This is a genomic window from Streptomyces lothianensis, from assembly GCF_047779955.1.
In the GTDB taxonomy this organism is placed as follows: Bacteria; Actinomycetota; Actinomycetes; order Streptomycetales; family Streptomycetaceae; genus Streptomyces.
On record NZ_JBLMKT010000049.1, the window covers coordinates 188,342 to 211,123 of the forward strand.

Genomic DNA, 22,782 nt, shown 5'->3' on the forward strand with positions numbered 1-22,782 from the left:
GCTCTGGGGTGACGCACGCCGGGTCATCGGCCGCACAAGTGTCGCCCCAGGTCCCCGGTCTGTCGAGAACACCGTACGCCCACCTTCGTACGCACACCCCTGGCGGACCGGGCATCACCACCACCCGACCCCACCGCCTCCACAGCCTCTTCCCGCGGGCGAGAATGGGCGCGATGCCAATCGACGACGGCCGGAGCACACCGCTCGCGTGGACCCTGGTCATACCCCTGAAGCCGCTGGCCCGGGCGAAAAGCAGGCTCGTGGCGCCGTTCGCCGCGCGGGTCGCCGCGCCCCTGCGCCCCTGGCTGGCGCTGGCGTTCGCCCAGGACACGGTGGCGGCCGCGGCGGCCTGTGCGGCGGTACGGGATGTGGTGGTCGTCACGGACGACGAGCTGGCCGGACGGGAACTGGGGGCGCTCGGCGCCCGGGTCGTGCCGGACGAGCCGGGCACCGGCCTGAACGCCGCCCTGGCGCACGGGGAGCGGGCGATCCGGGCGAAGCGGCCCGAAGCGGCCGTCGCGGCGCTCAACGCGGACCTGCCCGCGCTGCGCCCGGCCGAATTGGCCCGGGTACTCGACAATGCCGCGCAATTCCCCCGCGCATTTCTGGCGGATGCCGCCGGAATCGGTACGACGCTGCTTTCCGCGCGGCCGGGCACGGAACTGGCCCCGGCCTTCGGCGGCGCCTCGCGCGCCCGGCACACCGCATCGGGGGCGGTGGAGCTGGGGCCGGGAGGGGTGGACAGCGTGCGCAGGGACGTGGACACCTGGGCGGACCTGCGGGCCGCGCGGCGGCTCGGCCTCGGGCCGCGCAGCGCGGAGCTGTTCACAAGGTCCGCGGAGGAGTTCAGAAGGTCTGCAGAGTCACCAGCGTGATCCGCCGCTGCGCGCCTTCCCCCTCGGTCTCGATGCGTACGCGCTGACCTGGGCGGAGCAGCCTGAGGCCGCCGGCCTCGAAGGCCTCGGCGGGGAAGTCGACGGGTGTGCCGTCGTCCAGGAGCACACTTCCGCTGTGGGTCTCGGGATCGTAGGTGTACGCGGTGGCCTGCATGGTCGCAGCGTATCGCCCCGCACGCACCGCGGGCCGGTCCCCCGTGGGGGGACCGGCCCGGCGCGTGAACGAGCCCTGCGAAGGGTGTGCCGCCGTGTGCCGCCGTCCGTCACTTCTTCCTGGCGGTGGCCTTCTTGGCGGTGGTCTTGCGCGCCGCGGACTTCTTGGCCGGCGCCTTCTTCGCGGTGGCCTTCTTGGCGGGGGCGGTCTTCTTCGCCGTGGCCTTCTTGGCCGGTGCCGCCTTCTTGGCGGTGGTCTTCTTCGCGGTGGCCTTCTTGGCCGTGGTCTTCTTCGCGGTGGCCTTCTTGGCCGTGGTCTTCTTCGCCGTGGTCTTCTTGGCCGTGGTCTTCTTCGCGGCGGTCTTCTTGGCCGTGGTCTTCGCGGCCGTCTTCTTCGCCGCCGCCTTCTTCGCGGTGGCCTTCTTGGCGGCCGCCTTCTTGACCGTCGCCGAGGCGCCGCCGGAAAGGCTGCCCTTGGGGGCCTTCTTGACCGCGACATCGTTCTTCGGGAGCTTCTTGGAACCGCTCACGAGGTCCTTGAAGCCCTGTCCCGCACGGAAACGCGGCACCGAGGTCTTCTTGACCCGGACGCGCTCGCCGGTCTGCGGGTTGCGGGCGTAACGGGCCGGACGGTCGACCTTCTCGAACGAGCCGAAGCCCGTGACCGAGACGCGGTCACCGGCGACCACGGCGCGGACGATGGCGTCAAGGACGGCGTCGACCGCGTCGGAGGCCTGCTGGCGGCCGCCGAGCTTGTCGGCAATCGCTTCTACGAGCTGCGCCTTGTTCACGTCTTCCCCTTCGGAGACATTGCCGGAACGAATCTGTTCTGGCTTTTTCGCACGTTAGGCAGATATATACCGCAAATCAAACACGAAACGGGCGAATCACCCACCCGCAGCAGCGAACTGGAGCTTCAACGGCAGTACGCCGAGGGGGTCAGGAACTTCCGTCCTCGGGCTCGCCCTCGTCCAGGGCCCTTGTTTCGAGCTCGTCCATGAACCGACCAAGGCGCCTTGCCGCATCGGCGAGATCGTGTTTGGCCGCGGCCGTAATGACCAGCAGCTTCCGGGTCAGCGCCATCCGTACGCTCTCCGGCACTTGCAGTGCGCGCACCCTGCGGTGCGCCTCCTTCAGCTGGTCCGCGACCTCGCCGTAGAGCTCGAGTTGGCGTTCGCAGTCCATGCACCGATTGTGCCATCTGGCCTGAGTTGTCGCCTCACGAGGTCTCAGCGTGCCGCACAGAAGGGGACTTCGGGCCCGCCGTACGCCCGAAGTCGCCCCAGGCGCGGCAGCCGGGGCGCGTCGGGGGCGGAGCGACAACTCGCCTTCGTGGGCGAGGACTTGACGCCACCGGGGCCGAAAGCACCGAACCGCGGTCTGCACGCAGACCGCGGTTCGGAAAAACTCTCGGGCTCAGCTGCCCGAATGGCGCATCACACCTGGACGGTGCGCGGCTTGTGGGCGGGGCGACGCGCCTCGTAGGAGGCGATGTCCTCCTCGTTGCGCAGCGTGATGCTGATGTCGTCGAGGCCGTTCAGGAGCCGCCAGCGGGAGTTTTCGTCCAGCTCGAAGTCGGCGGTGACGCCCTCGGCGCGGACCTGGCGCTCCTCGAGGTCGACGGTGATCTCGGCCTGCGGGTCGCGCTCGGTCAGCTCCCACAGGGCGTCCACGACCTTCTGGTCGAGTACGACGGTGAGCAGGCCGTTCTTGAGCGAGTTGCCGCGGAAGATATCGGCGAAGCGGGAGGAGACGACCGCTTTGAAGCCGTAGTTCTGCAGCGCCCAGACGGCGTGCTCGCGCGAGGAGCCCGTACCGAAGTCGGGGCCTGCGACCAGGACGGTGGCGCCCTGGCGCTCGGGACGGTTGAGGACGAACTCGGGGTCCTTGCGCCAGGCCTCGAACAGGCCGTCCTCGAAGCCGTCCCGGGTGACCTTCTTCAGCCAGTGCGCGGGGATGATCTGGTCGGTGTCGACGTTGCCGCGGCGCAGCGGGACGGCCCGGCCGGTGTGCTTGGTGAATGCTTCCATGGCTGATCAGACTCCAGCGGGCGTGCGGGCTTCGGCTTCGGACAGGTCGGCGGGCGAGGCCAGATGGCCGAGCACCGCGGTCGCGGCGGCGACCGCCGGGGAGACCAGATGGGTGCGGCCGCCCTTGCCCTGCCGGCCCTCGAAGTTGCGGTTCGAGGTGGACGCGGAGCGCTCGCCGGGGGCGAGTTGGTCGGGGTTCATGCCCAGACACATCGAGCAGCCCGCGTGCCGCCATTCGGCGCCTGCGTCCTTGAAGACCTGGTCCAGGCCCTCGGAGACGGCCTGCAGTCCGACGCGCGCCGAGCCGGGGACGACCAGCATCCGTACGCCGTCGGCGATGCTGCGGCCCTGGACGACCTCGGCGGCCGCCCGCAGGTCCTCGATGCGACCGTTGGTGCAGGAGCCGACGAAGACGGTGTCGACCTTGATGTCGCGCAGCGGCTGCCCGGCCTCCAGGCCCATGTACTCCAGGGCCTTCTCGGCGGCCAGACGCTCCGAGGCGTCTTCGTACGAAGCCGGGTCGGGGACGTCGGCCGACAGGGGCGCGCCCTGGCCGGGGTTGGTGCCCCAGGTGACGAACGGGGCGAGCTCCTCGGCCCTGATGACCACCTCGGCGTCGAAGACGGCGTCCTCGTCGGTCCTCAGGGTCTTCCAGTACGCGACGGCGGCGTCCCAGTCCTGGCCCCCGGGGGCGTGGTCGCGGCCCTTGATGTACTCGAAGGTGGTCTCGTCGGGGGCGATCATGCCCGCGCGGGCTCCGGCCTCGATGGACATGTTGCAGATGGTCATCCGGGCCTCCATCGAGAGCTTCTCGATGGCCGGGCCGCGGTATTCGAGGATGTAGCCCTGGCCGCCGCCGGTGCCGATCTTCGCGATGATCGCCAGGATCAGGTCCTTGGCGGTGACGCCCTCGGGCAGTTCCTCGCCCTCGACCGTGATGGCCATGGTCTTCGGGCGGGCCAGCGGCAGCGTCTGGGTGGCGAGTACGTGCTCGACCTGCGAGGTGCCGATACCGAAGGCCAGGGCGCCGAAGGCGCCGTGGGTGGAGGTGTGCGAATCGCCGCAGACCACGGTGGTGCCGGGCTGGGTCAGGCCCAGCTGCGGTCCCACCACGTGGACGACGCCCTGCTCCACGTCACCGAGGGAGTGCAGCCGTACACCGAAGTCCGCGCAGTTCTTGCGCAGGGTCTCCAGCTGCACCCGTGAGACGGGGTCGGCGATCGGCTTGTCGATGTCGAGGGTGGGGGTGTTGTGGTCCTCGGTCGCGATGGTGAGGTCGGTGCGGCGCACGGCCCGGCCGCTCTTGCGGAGACCGTCGAAGGCCTGTGGGCTGGTCACCTCGTGCAGCAGGTGCAGATCGATGAAGAGGAGATCGGGCTCGCCCTCGGCGCGCCGGACAACATGGTCGTCCCAGACCTTCTCCGCGAGTGTCCTACCCATCGCTTTCCCTCCGGCCGGCGTTGTGCGTCCGGCTCACCTAGAGATGTGTGACGTCCACGTCCGCTCCCCACGCGCCGGACGTCGGCCGTCGGGCCCGTACGGTCTGCGGGCCGTGGTCCGTACAGGGTGACAAGTTCCACGGAAAATTGAACTTGCGTTTCACAGAGTGAGACGCGAGTATCGACGCATGGACAACTCTAGCGGCGTCGGCGTTCTCGACAAGGCGGCACTGGTCTTGAGCGCCCTGGAGTCCGGTCCGGCCACCCTCGCAGGGCTGGTCGCGGCGACCGGACTGGCACGACCCACGGCACACCGCCTTGCCGTGGCCCTTGAGCACCACCGCATGGTGGCGCGTGACATGCAGGGCCGTTTCATTCTCGGCCCCCGGCTCGCCGAGCTCGCGGCGGCGGCCGGCGAGGACCGGCTGCTCGCGACCGCGGGCCCGGTCCTGACCCACCTGCGCGATGTGACGGGCGAGAGCGCCCAGCTCTATCGCAGGCAGGGCGATATGCGCATCTGTGTGGCGGCGGCCGAGCGGCTCTCCGGCCTGCGCGACACCGTCCCGGTGGGCTCCACGCTCACGATGAAGGCCGGTTCCTCCGCGCAGATCCTGATGGCCTGGGAGGAGCCCGAGCGCCTGCACCGCGGACTGCAGGGCGCCCGCTTCACGGCGACGGCCCTCTCGGGCGTACGGCGCCGGGGCTGGGCCCAGTCGATCGGTGAGCGCGAGCCGGGCGTGGCCTCGGTCTCGGCGCCGGTGCGCGGGCCCTCGAACCGGGTGGTCGCGGCCGTATCGGTCTCCGGGCCGATCGAGCGTCTGACCCGGCATCCGGGGCGGATGCACGCCCAGGCCGTCATCGACGCGGCCGCCCGGCTCTCCGAGGCGCTGCGCCGCTCGGCCTGAGCCCTCCGGCCACGACGGCCTCAGGTACGCAGGACCGGAGCCTTCCGTTCACGTACGGAGGGTCCGCCTCAACGCCGCGGCGGACCCTCCGAGTCGGCGCCCCACCGTCCATGGGCGCCCGCGCTTCCCACAGAATCTCCTGACCCTCAAGATCTCCTGACTCTCAAGACCCCCTGACTCTCAAGCCACCTTCAGCCGGTCGGCCGCGCGGTCCCCGCGACGGGCGACCGGCTGAGTGCCGTATGCGGCGCCGAGACCGAACTCCGGCATGTTGACGTAGATGCTCTCGTGGCGGCCCGCCGGGACCAGATAGGTCTCGTGCCAAATCCCCACCGCACCCTCGGCCTTGCGTGCGTTGCGGTTGTACGCGGTCCAGGCCGGCCGGTGCTCCTTGCCGGTGTCCGTGGCGTACGCGAGGAGCTTGTCCTTCGACTCCCAGTACTGCACGAGCGTGAAGAGCCGCGGCCCGCCCAGCATCACCCGGTACCCGAGCAGCCCGGACTCCTTGTCCTGCGACAGCTCGCGGAGCATGCCCGGCATGGCACGGAAGACGGGCAGCCAACTCCCCACCTTGCGCATCTTGTTGATCCGCATCCCGATGAGGAAGACGACGACCTCGCCCTCGGTCGCGGCGGTCCTGCGTTCCCTGATCACTTCGGTACTCATGAGGGTCCCCTCCTAGTGGAGTGCTCGCGTCGGCGCCAGCCATCGACGCGCTCATTGGATAGCGTCACTATCCATGATTGGATAGTGACACTCTCCAATGGAAGGCGCAAGGGGTCATGAAGCTCGCGGAACTGAGCACGCGCAGTGGCGTCTCGTCGGCCACGATCAAGTACTACCTGCGCGAGGGCCTGCTGCAGCCCGGCCGCCGCATCAGCGCCACCCAGGCCGAGTACGGCGAGGAGCATCTGCGCCGGCTGCGGCTGGTGCGTGCGCTGACCCAGGTGGGAAAGGTGCCGGTGGGCACCACCCGTGAGGTCCTCGCCGCACTCGACGACGCGTCCCTCGACCAGCACGACCGGATCGGAGTGGCGGTCGAAGCACTCCCGCAGGCGCCGCCGCCCGACACGGACGACCCGGCGACCGAGACGGCACGCCACGAGGTGGCGAAGCTCTTCGAGCAGCTGGGCTGGGACGACTCCCGCGGCTGCGGGCCGAGTTCACCCGCGTACGGGACGCTGCTGGCGGCGGTGGCCGCGCTGACCCGGCTCGGATACCCCTGCGGAGTCGGCGAACTGCTGCCGCACGCCCGCGCCGTGAGCCAGCTGGCCGTGGCCGACCTCGACCTGGTCGCGCGCTTCCCCGAGGAGGAACGGGTGGAGGCGGCGGTCGCGCTCACCGTGCTCTACGAGCCCGTACTGCTGAGCCTGCGGCGGCTCGCGGAGGCGGACGAGTCGGGGCGACGCTTCAAGGGCGCGTGAGTTCGCGGGAGCTCGCATGTTCCCGAGAGTGCGCATGTTCCCGAGTGTGCGTGAGGTTCTCGGGAACGCGTGCCGCGCACGGGAAACGCGAGAAGGGCCCACCCTTACGGGATGGACCCTTCTCGTCACGTACCCCCGACCGGATTCGAACCGGCGCTACCGCCTTGAGAGGGCGGCGTGCTAGGCCGCTACACAACGGGGGCGTGCTATACCGCTTGGCGCGGTACCGCGCTGGGCTACCAGGACTCGAACCTAGAACAAAGGAACCAGAAACCTTCGTGTTGCCAATTACACCATAGCCCACTGGTGGTCTAGACCACCTCAGTACCCCCGACCGGATTCGAACCGGCGCTACCGCCTTGAGAGGGCGGCGTGCTAGGCCGCTACACAACGGGGGCCCTAGCGATCCTGCATCGTGGTCGGCGGGAGCTACCCGTACCGTCCTCGCGGGAAGGATCTGTACCCCCGACCGGATTCGAACCGGCGCTACTGCCTTGAGAGGGCAGCGTGCTAGGCCGCTACACAACGGGGGCTTTGCGGATCTGGATCCGCGATGCAGATGAGCTCTGCGAGCTGGCCTACCAGGACTCGAACCTAGACTAACGGAACCAGAAACCGTCGTGCTGCCAATTACACCATAGGCCACCAAAACGCAATCCCTGGTAGGGATCTTGTTCTGTGTGTTGCGCCTCTTTCGGGCCGGGGCCCGTCGGGCGGCGCAGAAAGAACATTACCCGAAGGTGTCCGGCCCACCAAAACGGGTATCGCCCGCGAGCACCGCCGGGAGCTGTGCAAGCCCTGTGATGCGCAGCAGTTCGGGCCGCCCGCCGCGGTCCGCGCGGTCGAGCCAGATGCCCTTGAGGCCCGCCTCGACGGCGCCGCGCGCATCGGTGTCCGGCTGGTCCCCCACGTAGGCGACCTCGTGCGGCGCGAGCCCCAGCGCCTCGCAGACGGCGTGGAAGGCGGCCGCCTCGGGCTTGGCGACGCCCAGTTCGGCCGCGCACAGCACGGCCTCGAAGCGGTCGCGCACACCGAGGACGCGGAGCTTGCGGTCCTGGTTGTGGAGCGAGGAGTTGGAGAGCACGGCGTGCCGGTGACTGCCGGCCAGGGCGTCGAGCGCGGGGACGGTATCGGGGAAGAGCGCCCAGGCGGCCTCGTAGTGCCCGAGATACCGCTCGAACCAGCCGTCGGCCTCGGTATCACTGAACTCACACCCGGTGAAGGCCCGCACGCGGTCCCTGCGCTGCCCCTCCCAGTCCACGAGCCCCGCCTCGAACCGCGCCCAGTGCTCGCGGGTTGCCTGCTTCCAGTCGTCCAGGCTCCGGCCGACCAGACCCTCGGCGTCGAGGTGGGCGCGCATGCCGAGGGTGTCGGCGCTCGCGTAGTCGAAGATCGTGTCGTCGATGTCCCAGACGACGGCCTTGACCACCGAGGGCCCCGCGGCCTCCCGGCTCGCTGTTTCGGTCTCCATACGGTCGAACGTACGCGAAGGGCCCGGAAACCGCCGTGACGGTTTCCGGGCCCTTGCGTGCGTACGGGAGGGCGCTACGCGGCCAGCTTCGCCAGGGCCGCGTCGACGCGGGACAGGGACTTGTCCTTGCCCAGGATCTGGAGGGACTCGAAGAGCGGGAGACCCACCGTGCGGCCAGTGACGGCCACGCGGACCGGGGCCTGGGCCTTGCCCAGCTTCAGGCCGTGCTCCTCGCCCGCGGCCAGGACCGCGTTCTTCAACGACTCGGGGTCCGACCAGTCCGCTGCGTCGAGCTTGGCGCGGGCCGTGGTGAGGAGGGCGATCGGGTCGCCCTTCATCGCCTTGGTCCAGGAGGCCTCGTCCTCGACCGGCTCGTCGCGGAAGAGGAAGTCGACGTTGGCCGTGATGTCGGAGAGGACCTGCACGCGGGTCTGCGCGTACGGGGCGATGGCCTCCCACTTGGCCTGGTCGAAGGACTCCGGGGCCCAGTTGGCGTGCGGGGCCTTCAGCCAGGGCTCGCAGGCCGCGGCGAAGTCCTTCACGTCGAGCATGCGGATGTGGTCGGCGTTGATCGCCTCGGCCTTCTTGAGGTCGAAGCGGGCCGGGTTGGAGTTCACGTCGGCGATGTCGAACTTCGAGATGAGGTCCGAGACCGTGAACACGTCCTGGTCGGCGGAGAAGGACCAGCCGAGCAGGGAGAGGTAGTTGAGGAGGCCCTCGGGGAGGAAGCCGCGCTCGCGGTAGAGGTTGAGCGAGGCCTGCGGGTCGCGCTTGGAGAGCTTCTTGTTGCCCTCCCCCATCACGTACGGCAGGTGGCCGAAGGCCGGGATCGTCTTGGCGAGGCCGAGTTCGATCAGGGCCCGGTAGAGGGCGATCTGGCGGGGCGTGGAGGAGAGCAGGTCCTCGCCGCGCAGGACGTGGGTGATCTCCATCGCCGCGTCGTCGACCGGGTTGACCAGGGTGTACAGCGGGGCGCCGTTGGCGCGGACGATCCCGTAGTCCGTGACGTTCTCCGGCTGGACGGTGATCTCGCCGCGCACCAGGTCGGTGAAGGTGATCGCTTCGTCGGGCATGCGGAAGCGAACGATGTGCGACCGGCCCTCGGCCTCGTAGGCCTGCTTCTGCTCGGCGGTCAGCTCGCGGCAGTGGCCGTCGTAGCCGGAGGGGCGGCCGGCGGCGCGGGCGGCCTCGCGGCGGGTGTCGAGCTCCTCGGTGGTGCAGTAGCAGGGGTAGGCGTAGCCGCCTTCCTGCAGCTTCTGCGCCACGTCCGCGTAGCGGTCCATGCGCTGCGACTGGCGGTACGGGGCGTGCGGGCCGCCGACCTCGGGGCCCTCGTCCCAGGTGAGGCCGAGCCAGCGCATCGAGTCGAGGAGCTGCTCGTAGGACTCCTCGGAGTCGCGGGCCGCGTCGGTGTCCTCGATGCGGAAGACCATGGTGCCGCCGTTGTGCCGGGCGAAGGCCCAGTTGAACAGGGCGGTCCTGACCAGGCCCACGTGCGGGTTGCCGGTCGGGGAGGGACAGAAACGGACGCGGACGCTGGCGTCCGGTGTGTTAGCCACGCTTGATCACCTTGTTGGTGAGAGTGCCGATGCCTTGGATGGTGACGGCGACCTCGTCGCCGACGTTGAGGGGGCCGACGCCCGCGGGGGTGCCGGTCAGGATGACGTCGCCCGGGAGCAGGGTCATCGCCTCGGTGATGTTGACGATCAGATCCTCGACGGAGTGGATCATCTGGCTCGTCGAGCCGAGCTGCCGCTGCTCGCCGTTGACGGTGCACTGGATGGCGAGGTCGGAGGGGTCGAGTTCGGTCTCGACCCAGGGGCCGATCGGGCAGGAGCCGTCGAAGCCCTTGGCCCTGGCCCACTGCTTCTCGCGCCGCTGCACGTCGCGGGCGGTGATGTCGTTGGCGCAGGTGTAGCCGAAGATGACGTCCTTGACGCGCTCGCGCGGGACCTCACGGCACATGCGGCCGATGACGACCGCCAGTTCGGCCTCGTGGTGCAGCTCGCTGGAGAACGAGGGGTACTCGACGGGGTCGCCGTCGCCCACCATCGACGTGGTCGGCTTGAAGAAGGCGAACGGGAACTCGGGCACCTCGTGGCCCAGCTCCTCGGCGTGTTCCGCGTAGTTGCGGCCGAAGGCGACGATCTTGTTGCCGATCACCGGCGGCAGCAGGCGGACCTTGGCGAGCGGGACCTTGACGCCGCTGAGCTCGAAGTCCGCGTAGGGGATGCCCTTGATGATGTCGAGCACCGGGCCCTCGGGGCCCTCCTCGACCGCGCCGAAGGCGACATTGCCGTCGATGGAGAATCTGGCGATGCGCACGGAAGCCTCTTGTATTCCTACTGGGGTGCGGAGCCCGGGTCCGTTCGGGGCCGCGACCTGGGATCGTGGAGGCTTCAGGCTAACGCGGCCGGTGGGGTGCGGGCTCGCGAGAATGCATCCGGGCGGGCCCGCGTCCTGCCGGGCAACCGCGCGGGGAACGGATGGCGAAGGGATGACGAAGGGGTGGCGTCCCGGATCGGTGAGACGCCACCGGCGGCTGAGCCGTCTCAGCCGGCGACCGCGCCCGCGACCGTGATCACGACGGGCTCGGGGGTGGCCGGCGCGTTCTGCAGCACCGTGCGGCGCGGGTTGGCCGTGTTCGTGGGCAGTTCCGCGTCCGGGGAGCCGACGGCAGCGGGGCTCGCGGCGGTCTCCAGTTCTGTGGCGTCCGCAAGATGCGCCAGGGTCGTGCGGCGCGGGTTGGCTATACGGAACATCTCAGTCGTCTTCACGGCGGAACTGACCTCTGGATCTCTGTTGGGCTGCTTGTCGGACGGGCCAACCTTGTAAAGCGTCAGGCTAAACATCCCCATTCCCCGCAGTGCCGCCATCCGCGCCTGATCGACATGTGAGTTTGCTCACCAGCGAGCGGACGAAACGGACAATATGGAGGGACGATCACACGGTGAAGAACGGACATTTAGCCCCTGAACCCATCATTCCGATTCTGATCATGGCGACTGGGACACCCCCGCCCCGTAAGCAATAGCTAAGCAAATGTCCACTATTCCCCGGATCCGGCTCTACGCCTGGTGACTCCCCCTTCACATGGCGTCACACAGGTCACGGCCCGATACCTGGCCCTTGTTGGAGATCCTGCACTGTGTTGGAATTCCCGGGACCGCCGCGGGTATGAGCCGGCGCGCAAGGCGCAGAGCAGCGTCGAGCGGCGGTGGGAGAAGGGGGAAGACGCGCCGGTCACTGACGACCACAGGGGCATTTCGGCCCCGTAACGCCGACACCGTCCCACCGCCCACGCGGGGGGACGCCTGGTCCAGAGGTTGCGAAGCTAGTGCAGGGACGTTTCAAGAGGGATGGCTCGGGGTCCCCCCAGGGCCGCCAGACCGGTTCGACGAACGAGCCGGAGCTGCGCGGCGGGACCGGCCCCACTCCAGGCAACTCCGCACCCCCGCACGCCTCGGGCGCCTCACCGGCCGGTGAATCCGAGAAGTCCGCGGGTGGCGGCGACGCGGGCACGGCCAAGCCCGCCTCGGACAAGACGACACCCCCGGGCCCCGGCTCGCGGCTGGCCCTGCGCAACTGGCGCATCTCCACCCGCCTCGTCTCGCTGCTCGCCCTGCCCGTGGTCGCGGCCACGTCGCTCGGCGCGCTGCGGATCAACGAGTCGCTGGAAGAGATCGAGCAGCTCGAGAACATGAAGCTGCTCACGGAGATGACGAAGGGGGCCACCGACCTCGCCAACGCGCTGCAGGACGAGCGCGACAAAACAGCCGGCCCGCTCTCCACCGGCACGGAGTCCTCGGCGCCGGAGATCGCCAGCCTCTACGACCGCACCGAGTCCGAGCAGGACCAGTTCCTCAAGGTCACCATCGACCTCAACGACCGGCGCGACGACCAGGCGATGAACGCGATCCGCCAGGACCTCACGCAGATCACGAGCCAGCTGAACCGCCTCAAGGACATCCGCCGGGACGCCTACAACGAGGGCGCGCCCAGCTCGCAGACCATCCAGAGTTACAACCGGCTGATCGAGCAGCTCCTCGACCTGTCCCGCGACATGGCGCTCGCGACGAACAACCCGGAGATCATCCAGCGCACGCGCATCCTCTCCGCCTTCTCCTCCGCCAAGGAGTACGCCTCGATCCAGCGCGCGATCATCGCGGCCGCGCTGCCGGACAACGACCGCAAGCCCGGCGAGCTCTCGGACACCGAGCGCCTGTACGGCTCCGACGCCTTCGACGCCGAGGACGCCGAGCGCAAGAGTGTGGCGCGTGCCTACGAGGACGCCGGCGGTGACGCCAACGAGCTGCTGCGGACCCTCGACAACGGCCCCGCGGACATCAAGCAGGCCGAGGCCTACGCGAAGCGCGTCCTCGGCGGCAAGAACGGTCTGCGCAACGAGGAGAACCGGTCCTACCGCGACTGGACCGACCAGGCCGACGTCAAGCTGGGCAACATGCGGCTCATCGAGTCGTCGCTCCTCACCGAGATGGAGCAGGAGGCCCGCAAACTCCGCAGCGAATCCGAGCAGGCCGCCATCATCAACGGTGCGCTCATCCTGCTCGTCCTCGGCATCTCGCTGATCGGCGCCTTCGTCGTCGCCCGGTCCATGATCCGCTCGCTGCGCCGGCTGCAGGACACCGCGACCAGGGTCGCCCAGGACCGCCTGCCCGAGCTGGTCAAGGAGCTCTCGGAGGCGGACCCGCAGGACGTCGACACCTCCGTCGAGTCGGTCGGTGTGCACTCCCGGGACGAGATCGGCCAGGTGGCCGCGGCCTTCGACGACGTGCACCGCGAGGCCGTCCGCCTCGCCGCCGAGCAGGCCCTGCTGCGAGGCAACGTCAACGCGATGTTCACCAACCTCTCGCGTCGCTCGCAGGGCCTCATCCAGCGTCAGCTCTCGCTCATCTCCGAGCTCGAGTCGCGTGAGGCCGACCCGGACCAGCTGTCCTCGCTGTTCAAGCTCGACCACCTCGCGACCCGCATGCGCCGTAACGGTGAGAACCTGCTCGTGCTCGCCGGTGAGGAGCCGGGCCGCCGCTGGACCCGGCCGGTCCCGCTGGTCGACGTGCTGCGTGCCGCGGCCTCCGAGGTGGAGCAGTACGAGCGCATCGAACTGGCCGCCGTGCCCGCGACCGAGGTCGCGGGACGGGTGGTCAACGACCTCGTGCACCTGCTCGCCGAGCTGCTCGAGAACGCCACCTCTTTCTCCTCGCCGCAGACCAAGGTCAAGGTGACCGGCCACGCGCTGCCCGACGGGCGCGTCCTGGTCGAGATCCACGACACCGGTATCGGCCTCTCCCCCGAGGACCTCGCGGCGATCAACGAGCGGCTCGCCTCGCCGCCCACCGTGGACGTCTCGGTCTCGCGCCGCATGGGTCTGTTCGTGGTCGGCCGCCTCTCGCAGCGCCACGGCATCCGGATCCAGCTTCGCCCCTCGGACTCCGGCGGTACGACCGCGCTGGTCATGCTGCCCGTCGATGTCGCCCAGGGCGGCAAGAAGGCCCCGGCCTCGCCGGGTGCCGGTGCGGGCGGTGGCATAGCCCAGGCCGCGGCCGGTGCCGCGGCGGCGCGTCAGCAGACCGCCGGCAACCAGTCCGGCGGCCGGCTCGCCGCCTCCCCGCAGCGCGGTCAGGTCGCGGGCGGCGGTCCGCGTGCGGCACTGCCCGGCCGGGACGGTGGACCGGGCGGTCCGCGTGCCGGTGCCGGTGCCGGTGCCGGTGGGCCGCAGGGCAACGTCTTCGGCGGTGGCCGTCCCGGTGCCGGACAGGGCGCAGGCGGTCAGCAGCCCGGCGGCAACCAGCAGCCCGCACCCCCGCAGCCGCAGCGCGCCCGCGGCGGGCAGGGCGGCCAGGACGGCCGTCAGCTGCCGCCCATGGGCGGTCCGCGCGCCGAACTGCCCGGCGGCAACCCCCAGTCGCGTACGCCGAGCTGGGGCAAGGACATTCCGCAGGAGCACCCGCGCGGCCACGAGGAGCCGGAGCACTCCGGTGCCTTCGGCGGCCAGGGCGGCGGCGCGGCCGACCGTCAGGGTCCGGGCTCCACGGCCCAGTTCGAGCGCCCCGACTTCAACGGTCCGCGCCCGGCGGGCATACCCGAGCCGCCCCGTCCGGCCGCGCAGCAGCGGCCGCAGGGCCAGGGCGGTCAGCCCGGCCAGCAGGGCCGCCCCCAGGACACCGGCCAGTTCGCCCGACCGCAGGACACCGGCCAGTTCGCGCAGCCGCAGGCCCCGGGCGGCCAGTTCGCCCAGCAGGGCGGCGGTCAGCAGGGCGGCCGTCCGGCTCAGCCCGCGGGGCCGCAGGCCGGTGCGCGCGACGGTGCCGGGTTCGGTGCGCCGCATGGCCCGCAGCAGCCCGTACCCCCGCGCCAGGCCGAACAGCCGCAGCAGGCCGCGAGCGACCCGTGGGCGCTGCCTCCGGCCAGCGCCCCTGGTGACGGCCGTACGCCGCTGTACGACACGCTGGAGACCAACTGGTTCCACGGCGGTCCGCAGCAGGGTCAGGCCCCGGAGCAGCCGCAGGCAGCCGAGCCGCAGCAGACGCAGCAGATGCCCGCGATGCCCCGTCAGCAGCAGAACCAGGCGCAGGGAAGCCAGGCGATGGGCAACCCGGGCCAGGGCAACCAGGCCCCGGCCAACCCCGCGTGGCGCAACTCCCCCAACGACGAACTCGTCCGTCGGGCCGAACGGGTGCGCCAGCCCTCCGCGGGCGGCATCACCACCTCCGGCCTGCCGCGCCGTGTGCCGCGCGCCAACCTCGTGGCGGGCACGGCCGAACAGCAGCAGCACCAGGGCGGCCCGCAGGTCTCCCGCCGGCCCGACGACGTGCGCGGACGGCTGACGAACCTGCGGCGCGGTATCCAGCAAGGCCGGCAGGCGGGCACCGGAGACACCGGTACCTTCCCCAGCCCCTCTCACCAGCAGGAGCGATAGTTGAGTCCGATGAGCCAGGCGGCACAGAACCTGAACTGGTTGATCACCAACTTCGTGGACAACACCCCCGGGGTGTCGCACACGGTGGTGGTCTCGGCCGACGGTCTGCTGCTCGCCATGTCCGAGGGTTTCCCGCGTGACCGTGCCGACCAGCTCGCCGCGGTCGCCTCGGGACTCACCTCGCTGACCGCGGGTGCGTCGAGGATCTTCGAGGGCGGCAACGTCGCCCAGACCGTGGTGGAGATGGAGCGCGGCTTCCTCTTCCTCATGTCGATCTCCGACGGCTCCTCGCTCGCCGTACTCGCCCACCCGGATGCGGACATCGGTCTCATCGGGTACGAGATGGCACTGCTCGTCGACCGCGCGGGCACGGTCCTCACCCCGGACCTGCGCGCGGAACTGCAGGGCAGCCTCCTGCACTGAGGTCGACCGCACGAACCGCCCCACCCGTCCGGCCGCCCCCCACGGTCCCCCCACCGGCCACCCGACGGCACTGACAACTAGCTTGCTGTCCCGCCCGGAGGATTCATGACCCCGCCCACCGCCTCTCACGATCCGTACGAAGCGCAGGCCGAGTACGGCATGGAGGAGGCCGAGCAGCCGCTGGTCCGCCCGTATGCCATGACGGGCGGCCGGACCCGGCCGCGCTACCAGCTCGCCATCGAGGCGCTGGTGAGCACCACGGCCGATCCGGCGCAGCTGCCGGGGTTGCTCCCCGAGCACCAGCGGATCTGCCATCTGTGCCGCGAGGTCAAGTCGGTGGCGGAGGTCTCGGCGCTGCTCGGCATGCCGCTCGGGGTGGCACGCATTCTGGTCGCGGACCTGGCCGAGGCCGGTCTCGTGGCCATCCACCAGCCCGGCGGCGACGAGAACGCCGACGGTCAGCCCGACGTAACACTGCTCGAGAGGGTGCTCAGTGGACTTCGCAAGCTCTAGCGGCGAGGCCGTCCGGTCCACCACCAGCGCGAAGATCGTGGTGGCGGGGGGCTTCGGCGTGGGCAAGACCACGTTCGTGGGCGCCGTCTCGGAGATCAACCCGCTGCGCACCGAGGCCGTGATGACGTCGGCCTCGGCCGGCATCGACGACCTCACGCACACGGGGAACAAGACGACCACCACGGTCGCCATGGACTTCGGCCGTATCACCCTGGACCAGGACCTGATCCTCTACCTGTTCGGCACGCCCGGGCAGGACCGGTTCTGGTTCATGTGGGACGACCTGGTGAAGGGCGCGATCGGTGCGGTGGTCCTCGTGGACACGCGCCGTCTCGCGGACTGCTTCCCGGCGGTCGACTACTTCGAGAACTCGGGTCTGCCCTTCGTGGTCGCCCTGAACGGCTTCGAGGGCCACCAGCCGTATCAGCCCGACGAAGTCCGCGAGGCCCTGCAGATCGGACCCGACACCCCGATCATCACGACGGATGCGCGACACCGTGCGGATGCGAAGTCTGCGCTGATCACACTGGTCGAGCATGCACTGATGGCCCGGCTGAAATAGTCACCGGAGTGGATCAAGTGCTGCTGCACATACGGAAGTTGTCGTAGGTCGCCGTGAGCACCTTTGTGTCCTTTGACACGATCCGCCCGTGTGTTCATAACGTTTCGACAGAGAATTCAGGGCCCTTCGACACCGCGTGCTGTCACTCGGTATCGCTGCGCTCACAAGAGCCCCGCCTTTTGGCGGGGCTCGTTCTTTATGACCGTTTTACGTGAGGCCCGGATCACCTGGAATCAGTTCTCCCAGACGTTTGGAATCGCCTGTGCTGACGTGCTGGAATGCGCGGAACTGCCCAGTAGTACCGGGCTGAACGAACTGCCCCGTACCCGGGCGGGAAGACGACAGCGGCGCCACGAAGCAAGCGTGCGTGCCGACGCCGAGAGGTTGTTGGTCGAGTGAGGCGAAGCAAGAACAGTCCCGAGCCGTCGGCACGGGGCAACTTCACCCCGCCCCCGCGGGAAGCCATGACTTCCGCGCCCACGCCGGGCAACGACCCCGTGCCGCAGGGCGGCGGGGGCGGGATGTCCCCGCGCAACTGGAGCGTGCCGGTACGGCTGAACGCGATCCTCCTGATACCCGCGATCGTCGCCCTCGTCATGGGCGGCTTCCAGGTGAAGGGCTCGATCGACACCTGGAGCGAGGCACAGGACGCGGAGAAGACCGCGCTCATCGTGCGCGCCGCCGCGGACTACAGCGCCGCGCTGCTCGACGAGCGCGACCTGTCCGCCCCTGATCTCCTGCAGGGCAACGGCGACTCGGAGACCGTCAGGAAGCTGCGGGAGGCCACGGCCGAGGCCAGGACGAAGTTCGACGAGGCCGTCGCCGACATGCCCGCGAACGAGGGCCTGGAGCGCCGTCTCGCGCTCTTCAGGGCCAACCAGGGCAAGCTCGAAGAGGTCCGTGAGACGGCCTACACGCGCGCCCAGGACCCGGTGCAGACCGAAGAGGCCTACACCGACGTCCAGCACTTCCTCATGGAGTTCGCCAACGAGCTGAGCCTCGGCTCCGGCAACGTGACGAGCTACGGCCGTACCGTCTACGCCGTCTCGCTCGCCAAGGCCGCCGCCTCGCTGCAGCGCTCCATCGGCACCCACATCCTCGTACGCCCGGGCAAGCCCGAGGTCCTCACCGCCCAGCTGCGGTCGCTGAGCACGTACCGCTACCTGGAGGGCATCGCCGTCGGCGAGTACGTCTCCAGTGGCAGCGAGGCCGATGTCGCGGCTCTGGAAGCCGAGATGGACAAGCGGCAGAAGGCCACCGGTGTCGAAGCCGAAGGCGATGACCGAGGCGGCCCCGAGTCGCGTCAGTACAGCGCCGTGCCCGCGATGGACGCCCAGCTCCAGGCGATGGCCGCGGCCTTCCAGTCCGAGGACCCGGCCGCCGCACTCAAGGCGGCCAAGGTCACGCCCCGTTCCTGGCAGCAGCTGTCCACCGCCAAGATGGAGGGCTACGGCACGGTCGAGACCGACCTCATCGACAAGGCCGTGAGCGACGCCGCCGCGATCTCCTCCGACGCCAAGACCGACGCGTACGTCAACGGCGCGATCGTCGTCGGCGCGCTGCTCGCCGCGTTCATCGTCGCCGGGCTCATGGCCCGCCAGATGTCCACCTCGATGCGCCGGCTGCGCACCGCCGCCTTCGACGTGGCCGAGCAGCGCCTGCCGATGCTGGTCGACCAGCTCTCGCGCACCGAGCCGGAACGGGTCGACACCCGGGTGGAGCCGATCCCGATCACGACCACCGACGAGATCGGCGAGGTCGCCCGCGCCTTCGACCAGGTGCACCGCGAGGCCGTCCGGCTCGCCGCCGAGCAGGCGCTGCTCCGCGGCAACATCAACGCGATCTTCACCAACCTCTCGCGCCGCAACCAGTCGCTGATCGAGGGCCAGCTGACCCTCATCACCGACCTGGAGAACAACGAGGCCGACCCGGACCAGCTGGAGAACCTCTTCCGCCTGGACCACCTGGCGACCCGAATGCGCCGCAACGGCGAGAACCTCCTGGTCCTCTCCGGCGAGGAGCCCGGCCGCCGCTGGGACCAGCCGGTCCCGCTGGTCGACGTGCTGCGCGCGGCCTCCTCCGAGGTGGAGCAGTACGAGCGCATCGAACTGACCGGTGTCCCCGAGGCCGAGATCCACGGCCGCGCCGTGACCGACCTCGTGCACCTGCTCGCCGAGCTCCTGGAGAACGCCACCACGTTCTCCTCGCCGCAGACCAAGGTCCGCGTCACCGCGACCCGTCTCCCCGACGGCCGCGTGATGATCGAGATCCACGACAAGGGCATCGGCCTCACCGCCGAGGACTTCGCGGACATCAACCACCGCCTGGCCAACCCGCCGACCGTGGACGCCGCGATCTCCCAGCGCATGGGCCTGTTCGTGGTCGGCCGCCTGGCCGACCGGCACGGTGTGCGGGTCCAGCTGCGCCCCTCGGGCGAGCAGGCAGGCACCACCTCGCTCGTCATGCTGCCGGAGGAGATCACCCACGGTGGCGGTGGCGCGCAGCTGCCCGAGAACGAGTTCACCGTCTCGCAGATGATCCCGCAGCAGGAGGCCTACGAGGCGGCCCCGCTGCGCACGGCCGCCGAGCTCGGCTTCGACGACAGCCGGTACGAGCAGCCGCAGCTGACCGAGGAGGCCGCGCGCGAACTCGACCCGGTGGGCCGCTCCCTGATGCGGGAGGAGCGCCGCGCGGCGCTCGAGTCGCAGTCCGACGAGCAGCCGGCGCAGGGCGAGCGCCCGATGTTCCGCGACGAGTCCGGCCAGGACGCGTACGACGAGCAGAGTGCGTACGGACAGCAGCAGGACGGCGCGTACGGGCAGCAGCAGGATGACGCGTACGACCAGCAGAACGGCGCGTACGGCAACGAGCAGGGCTACGGCGCGGACCAGGGCGGCTACGCCCAGGACCAGGGCGGCTACGAACCGGCCGAGCAGGGCGCGTACGCACAGCAGGAGGGCTACCAGGACGGCGGCTATCCGGAATCCGGCTACGCCGATCAGCGCGGTGACCGCCAGGACGGCTTCTCCGGCTACAACGGCGAGGCCGAATGGCAGGGCCAGGCCGGTTACCAGGAGCCGTTCGCGGGTGGCTACGGCGCACAAACGGAATCCGCCGCGGGCACTCCCGCAGGCGACGGCGACCGCGTAGGCTTCGATCCGCACGGCGCCCAGGGCCCCGCCCAAGGCGCCGTCCACGAGACGACCGATGCCGGTCTCCCCCGCCGCGGCAGCAGTGCGGCGGGCGGCAACGGCCGCTCGTGGCAGGGCGGTCCGGAGCAGGGCGGCGCGGGACAGAACGGTGCCGGGCACGGCGGTGCCGGGCAGGGCCGGGGCACACTGCCCCAGCGTCCGCTCGGCGGCGGACTGCCGTCCGGCGACGCGCGGTCCGGCGGCGAAGGCTCCGGTGGTCTGCTCTCCGGCGGCAGCGTCGGCGGCGACAGCGACTGGCAGTCCTCGAACGACGTGCGCTGGCAGCGCGCCGAGCAGCTGAAGGAGCCGAGGGCGGGCGGGGTCACCTCGTCCGGCCTCCCGCGCCGCGTCCCGCGGGCCAATCTGGTCGAGGGCACCGCGGAGCAGACGCCTCAGGGCGGCCCCCAGGTCTCCCGCGATCCCGAGGACGTCCGGGGCAGGCTGAGTAACCTGCGTCGTGGCGTACAGCGAGGACGTGACGCGGGTACACCGAACGATACGAACGGCCAGGGCTTCGGCTCGGGCAGCAGCAACTACAACCAGGAGCGTTAGTGTGAGCCCGATGAGCCAGGCGGCGCAGAACCTGAACTGGTTGATCACCAACTTCGTGGACAACACCCCCGGGGTGTCCCACACCGTGGTGGTCTCCGCCGACGGACTCCTTCTGGCGATGTCCGAGGGTTTCCCGCGTGACCGCGCCGACCAGTTGGCGGCCGTCGCCTCAGGTCTGACCTCGCTGACCGCCGGGGCCTCCCGGATCTTCGAGGGCGGCGCCGTGAACCAGACCGTTGTGGAGATGGAGAGGGGATTCCTGTTCATCATGTCCATCTCGGACGGTTCTTCTCTTGCCGTACTCGCACACCCGGAGGCGGACATCGGCCTCGTTGGGTATGAAATGGCCCTTTTGGTCGACCGCGCAGGCACGGTCCTCACCCCGGACCTGCGTGCGGAGCTCCAGGGAAGCCTTCTCAACTGACAGACAGGCAGTACGCATTCGCGCCCCGTGGCCTTAAAGTTTCGGGACGCGGCTCCACATGATGGACGCCCGGGAAAATTCGGAGGAGGAGCAAGTGGCAGGTCCCACACCGCGAGACGGCTCGTCGGCAGGTGGCTGGTCGTACGGCCAGGGCCAGGGCGACAACACGTCGAACCACTACGGCTACCCCTCCGCTCCCGGCCATCAGGAGCGGTACGCACCGCCGCAGCGGCCGCGTGACCCCTACGAGCAGCAGCAGGCGCCCCGGAGATCCCAGCCGGACCGGCCTGCCGCACCGCGCTCGCCCGAGCAGTCACCCGGCCGCGCACAGAACCCTCTGGTCCGCCCGTATGCCATGACGGGCGGGCGGACCCGGCCTCGGTACCAGTTGGCCATCGAGGCCCTCGTGCACACGACCGCACAGCCGCACCAGCTGCAGGGCCAGTTGCCCGAGCATCAGCGGATCTGCAATCTGTGCCACGAGATCAAGTCGGTCGCCGAGGTCTCGGCACTGCTCTCCATCCCCCTCGGCGTGGCCCGGATCCTCGTCGCCGACCTGGCGGAAGCCGGCCTTGTGGCCATCCACCAGCCCGGCGGCGACGAGAACTCCGGCGGCCAGCCAGATGTGACACTGCTCGAAAGGGTGCTCAGTGGACTTCGAAAGCTCTAGCGGCGGTGCGGCCCGCTCCACCACCAGCGCGAAGATCGTGGTGGCGGGAGGCTTCGGCGTGGGCAAGACCACGTTCGTGGGCGCCGTCTCGGAGATCAACCCGCTGCGCACCGAGGCGGTGATGACGTCCGCGTCCGCGGGGATCGACGACTTGACGCATACCGGCGACAAGACGACGACGACCGTGGCGATGGACTTCGGCCGTATCACGCTCGACCAGGACCTGATCCTGTACCTGTTCGGTACGCCCGGACAGGACCGGTTCTGGTTCATGTGGGACGACCTGGTGCGCGGTGCGATCGGCGCGATCGTCCTGGTGGACACGCGGCGGCTCGCGGACTGCTTCCCGGCGGTCGACTACTTCGAGAACTCGGGTCTGCCGTTCGTCATCGCCCTGAACGGCTTCGACGGCCACCAGCCGTACCAGCCGGACGAGGTGCGCGAGGCGCTCCAGATCGGCCCCGACACCCCCATCATCACGACGGACGCCCGCCACCGGGCCGACGCCAAGTCCGGGCTGATCACCCTCGTGGAACACGCGCTGATGGCGCGCCTGCGCTGAGGCTTCCCGGGCACCTGCCCGTCGGCCCCGTTCCCCCGAGTGGGGGTGCGGGGCCGCTTCTTTTCCCCTACCCGCCCCTTCCCGGCAGCACCGATTTGCGGCTCCGCCGCGTGGGGGCTCCGCCCCGGACCCCGTATCGCGCTGAACGCGCTCGTCCTCAAGCGCCGGGCGGGCTGGTAGGTGCCCCCGTGGGGAAATGACGACGTCCCGCACCCCCAGCGAGGGGGCGCGGGACGTCAGAGACTTGGGGGCTCAGCCCTGCCAGCTGTGCGGGGCGCGGAAGCCCGGCGTGCGCTCCAGGCGGCGCCAGCCCGCCTTGGAGCGGCCGCGGGACGGGGCAGGCGCGTCCGGGGCGGCGGAGGCGCGGGCCAGGAGGACGGCGGTGATGGCCGCGAGCTCTTCCGGCTCGGCGTGCCCCTTCTCGACGCGGAGGAGGTTCTCGGCGGGAGCAGTCATGGGGTTCGGGTCTCCGTTACGGGGAGGAGGGAGGAAAGCCTGGCGGGCCGCGTCACTGCGGCGGGTTGCCGTGCTTGCGCGAGGGCAGGTCCGCGTGCTTGTTGCGGAGCATCTCCAGTGAGGAGATCAGGACGGACCTGGTCTCGGCGGGGTCGATGACGTCGTCGACGAGGC

General features: G+C 70.1%; 23 protein-coding genes and 5 tRNA genes. 11 read left to right on the forward strand and 17 right to left on the reverse strand.

All coding sequences use genetic code 11. The annotated features are described in order from the left end of the window. Positions 1–173: 173 nt before the first annotated feature. Positions 174–875, forward strand: a complete 702-nt coding sequence (gene cofC / locus ACLF6P_RS18275) for a 2-phospho-L-lactate guanylyltransferase (protein ID WP_415951520.1) — start codon at positions 174–176, stop codon at positions 873–875. Here cofC and ACLF6P_RS18280 read toward each other — a convergent pair. From ACLF6P_RS18280 to leuC, 5 genes are all read right to left on the reverse strand, one after another. Beyond that, the gene (locus ACLF6P_RS18280; RefSeq protein WP_415951521.1) at positions 847–1,050 is read right to left on the reverse strand and encodes a hypothetical protein; all 204 of its coding nucleotides are present in this window, start codon (positions 1,048–1,050) and stop codon (positions 847–849) included. The genes cofC and ACLF6P_RS18280 overlap by 29 nt on opposite strands. Before the next feature lie 109 nt (positions 1,051–1,159). Next, positions 1,160–1,840: an HU family DNA-binding protein gene (locus tag ACLF6P_RS18285; protein ID WP_415951522.1), complete on the reverse strand. Its 681-nt coding sequence runs from the start codon at positions 1,838–1,840 to the stop codon at positions 1,160–1,162. A 148-nt stretch (positions 1,841–1,988) separates the two neighbouring features. Next, the gene (locus ACLF6P_RS18290; protein ID WP_415951523.1) at positions 1,989–2,234 is read right to left on the reverse strand and encodes an SCO5555 family protein; all 246 of its coding nucleotides are present in this window, start codon (positions 2,232–2,234) and stop codon (positions 1,989–1,991) included. Between the two features lie 251 nt (positions 2,235–2,485). Further along, a complete protein-coding gene (gene leuD, locus ACLF6P_RS18295; RefSeq protein ID WP_415951524.1) occupies positions 2,486–3,079 on the reverse strand; it encodes a 3-isopropylmalate dehydratase small subunit in 594 nt (197 codons plus the stop codon). 6 nt (positions 3,080–3,085) lie between these two features. After that, the gene (gene leuC / locus ACLF6P_RS18300) at positions 3,086–4,519 is read right to left on the reverse strand and encodes a 3-isopropylmalate dehydratase large subunit (protein WP_415951525.1); all 1,434 of its coding nucleotides are present in this window, start codon (positions 4,517–4,519) and stop codon (positions 3,086–3,088) included. Between the two features lie 187 nt (positions 4,520–4,706). On the opposite strand from leuC, the gene ndgR reads away from it, so the two are divergent. Beyond that, entirely contained in the window at positions 4,707–5,423 is a 717-nt protein-coding gene (ndgR, locus tag ACLF6P_RS18305; RefSeq protein ID WP_415951527.1) for an IclR family transcriptional regulator NdgR, read from the forward strand. Between the two features lie 180 nt (positions 5,424–5,603). Here the strand turns inward: ndgR and ACLF6P_RS18310 are convergent, their stop codons facing one another. Beyond that, positions 5,604–6,089, reverse strand: a complete 486-nt coding sequence (locus ACLF6P_RS18310; RefSeq protein WP_415951529.1) for a DUF4188 domain-containing protein — start codon at positions 6,087–6,089, stop codon at positions 5,604–5,606. A 116-nt stretch (positions 6,090–6,205) separates the two neighbouring features. Between ACLF6P_RS18310 and ACLF6P_RS18315 the strand changes: the two genes are divergently transcribed. After that, complete coding sequence (locus tag ACLF6P_RS18315) at positions 6,206–6,847, forward strand: MerR family transcriptional regulator (RefSeq protein ID WP_415951530.1); 642 nt, start codon at positions 6,206–6,208, stop codon at positions 6,845–6,847. A 130-nt stretch (positions 6,848–6,977) separates the two neighbouring features. On the opposite strand, the gene ACLF6P_RS18320 is transcribed toward ACLF6P_RS18315, so the two are convergent. The 9 genes from ACLF6P_RS18320 to ACLF6P_RS18360 form a co-directional block, all read right to left on the reverse strand. Next, positions 6,978–7,050: transfer RNA gene (locus ACLF6P_RS18320), tRNA-Glu, on the reverse strand. A 28-nt stretch (positions 7,051–7,078) separates the two neighbouring features. Beyond that, positions 7,079–7,150 (reverse strand) — tRNA-Gln (locus ACLF6P_RS18325). A gap of 22 nt (positions 7,151–7,172) precedes the next feature. Then, positions 7,173–7,245 (reverse strand) — tRNA-Glu (locus ACLF6P_RS18330). A gap of 62 nt (positions 7,246–7,307) precedes the next feature. Further along, positions 7,308–7,380 (reverse strand) — tRNA-Glu (locus tag ACLF6P_RS18335). Positions 7,381–7,420: 40 nt separating this feature from the next. After that, positions 7,421–7,492: transfer RNA gene (locus tag ACLF6P_RS18340), tRNA-Gln, on the reverse strand. A gap of 85 nt (positions 7,493–7,577) precedes the next feature. Further along, the gene (locus ACLF6P_RS18345) at positions 7,578–8,318 is read right to left on the reverse strand and encodes an HAD family hydrolase (RefSeq protein ID WP_415951532.1); all 741 of its coding nucleotides are present in this window, start codon (positions 8,316–8,318) and stop codon (positions 7,578–7,580) included. A 74-nt stretch (positions 8,319–8,392) separates the two neighbouring features. Next, entirely contained in the window at positions 8,393–9,877 is a 1,485-nt protein-coding gene (gene gltX / locus ACLF6P_RS18350) for a glutamate--tRNA ligase (protein ID WP_415951533.1), read from the reverse strand. Continuing rightward, positions 9,870–10,643, reverse strand: a complete 774-nt coding sequence (locus ACLF6P_RS18355) for a fumarylacetoacetate hydrolase family protein (RefSeq protein ID WP_415951534.1) — start codon at positions 10,641–10,643, stop codon at positions 9,870–9,872. The genes gltX and ACLF6P_RS18355 overlap by 8 nt, the downstream gene beginning before the upstream one ends. 227 nt (positions 10,644–10,870) lie before the next feature. Then, entirely contained in the window at positions 10,871–11,095 is a 225-nt protein-coding gene (locus tag ACLF6P_RS18360) for a hypothetical protein (RefSeq protein ID WP_415951535.1), read from the reverse strand. A 560-nt stretch (positions 11,096–11,655) separates the two neighbouring features. Between ACLF6P_RS18360 and ACLF6P_RS18365 the strand changes: the two genes are divergently transcribed. From ACLF6P_RS18365 to ACLF6P_RS18400, 8 genes are all read left to right on the forward strand, one after another. Then, positions 11,656–15,255: a sensor histidine kinase gene (locus ACLF6P_RS18365; protein ID WP_415951536.1), complete on the forward strand. Its 3,600-nt coding sequence runs from the start codon at positions 11,656–11,658 to the stop codon at positions 15,253–15,255. Between the two features lie 9 nt (positions 15,256–15,264). After that, complete coding sequence (locus ACLF6P_RS18370; protein ID WP_415951537.1) at positions 15,265–15,678, forward strand: roadblock/LC7 domain-containing protein; 414 nt, start codon at positions 15,265–15,267, stop codon at positions 15,676–15,678. A 105-nt stretch (positions 15,679–15,783) separates the two neighbouring features. Continuing rightward, positions 15,784–16,191 (forward strand): DUF742 domain-containing protein, encoded by a 408-nt coding sequence (locus ACLF6P_RS18375; protein ID WP_415951538.1) that lies wholly within the window; start codon positions 15,784–15,786, stop codon positions 16,189–16,191. Next, the gene (locus ACLF6P_RS18380; RefSeq protein ID WP_415951539.1) at positions 16,172–16,753 is read left to right on the forward strand and encodes a GTP-binding protein; all 582 of its coding nucleotides are present in this window, start codon (positions 16,172–16,174) and stop codon (positions 16,751–16,753) included. Before ACLF6P_RS18375 ends, ACLF6P_RS18380 begins: the two co-directional genes overlap by 20 nt. Positions 16,754–17,148: 395 nt before the next feature. After that, complete coding sequence (locus tag ACLF6P_RS18385) at positions 17,149–20,496, forward strand: sensor histidine kinase (RefSeq protein WP_415951540.1); 3,348 nt, start codon at positions 17,149–17,151, stop codon at positions 20,494–20,496. Between the two features lie 10 nt (positions 20,497–20,506). After that, positions 20,507–20,920, forward strand: coding sequence for a roadblock/LC7 domain-containing protein (locus ACLF6P_RS18390; protein WP_026057603.1), 414 nt, complete (start codon positions 20,507–20,509; stop codon positions 20,918–20,920). Positions 20,921–20,978: 58 nt separating this feature from the next. Then, positions 20,979–21,590 carry a DUF742 domain-containing protein gene (locus tag ACLF6P_RS18395; RefSeq protein ID WP_415951541.1) on the forward strand — a complete coding sequence of 204 codons (612 nt, stop codon included), beginning with the start codon at positions 20,979–20,981 and terminating at the stop codon, positions 21,588–21,590. Further along, a complete protein-coding gene (locus tag ACLF6P_RS18400; protein ID WP_415951542.1) occupies positions 21,571–22,152 on the forward strand; it encodes a GTP-binding protein in 582 nt (193 codons plus the stop codon). The genes ACLF6P_RS18395 and ACLF6P_RS18400 overlap by 20 nt, the downstream gene beginning before the upstream one ends. Before the next feature lie 252 nt (positions 22,153–22,404). On the opposite strand, the gene ACLF6P_RS18405 is transcribed toward ACLF6P_RS18400, so the two are convergent. Both ACLF6P_RS18405 and ACLF6P_RS18410 read right to left on the reverse strand, forming a co-directional pair. Then, positions 22,405–22,608, reverse strand: a complete 204-nt coding sequence (locus ACLF6P_RS18405; RefSeq protein ID WP_415951543.1) for an acyl-CoA carboxylase subunit epsilon — start codon at positions 22,606–22,608, stop codon at positions 22,405–22,407. A gap of 52 nt (positions 22,609–22,660) precedes the next feature. Continuing rightward, positions 22,661–22,782, reverse strand: a 122-nt coding sequence (locus tag ACLF6P_RS18410; protein ID WP_415951560.1) for a carboxyl transferase domain-containing protein, incomplete at its 5' end; no start/stop codon positions are given.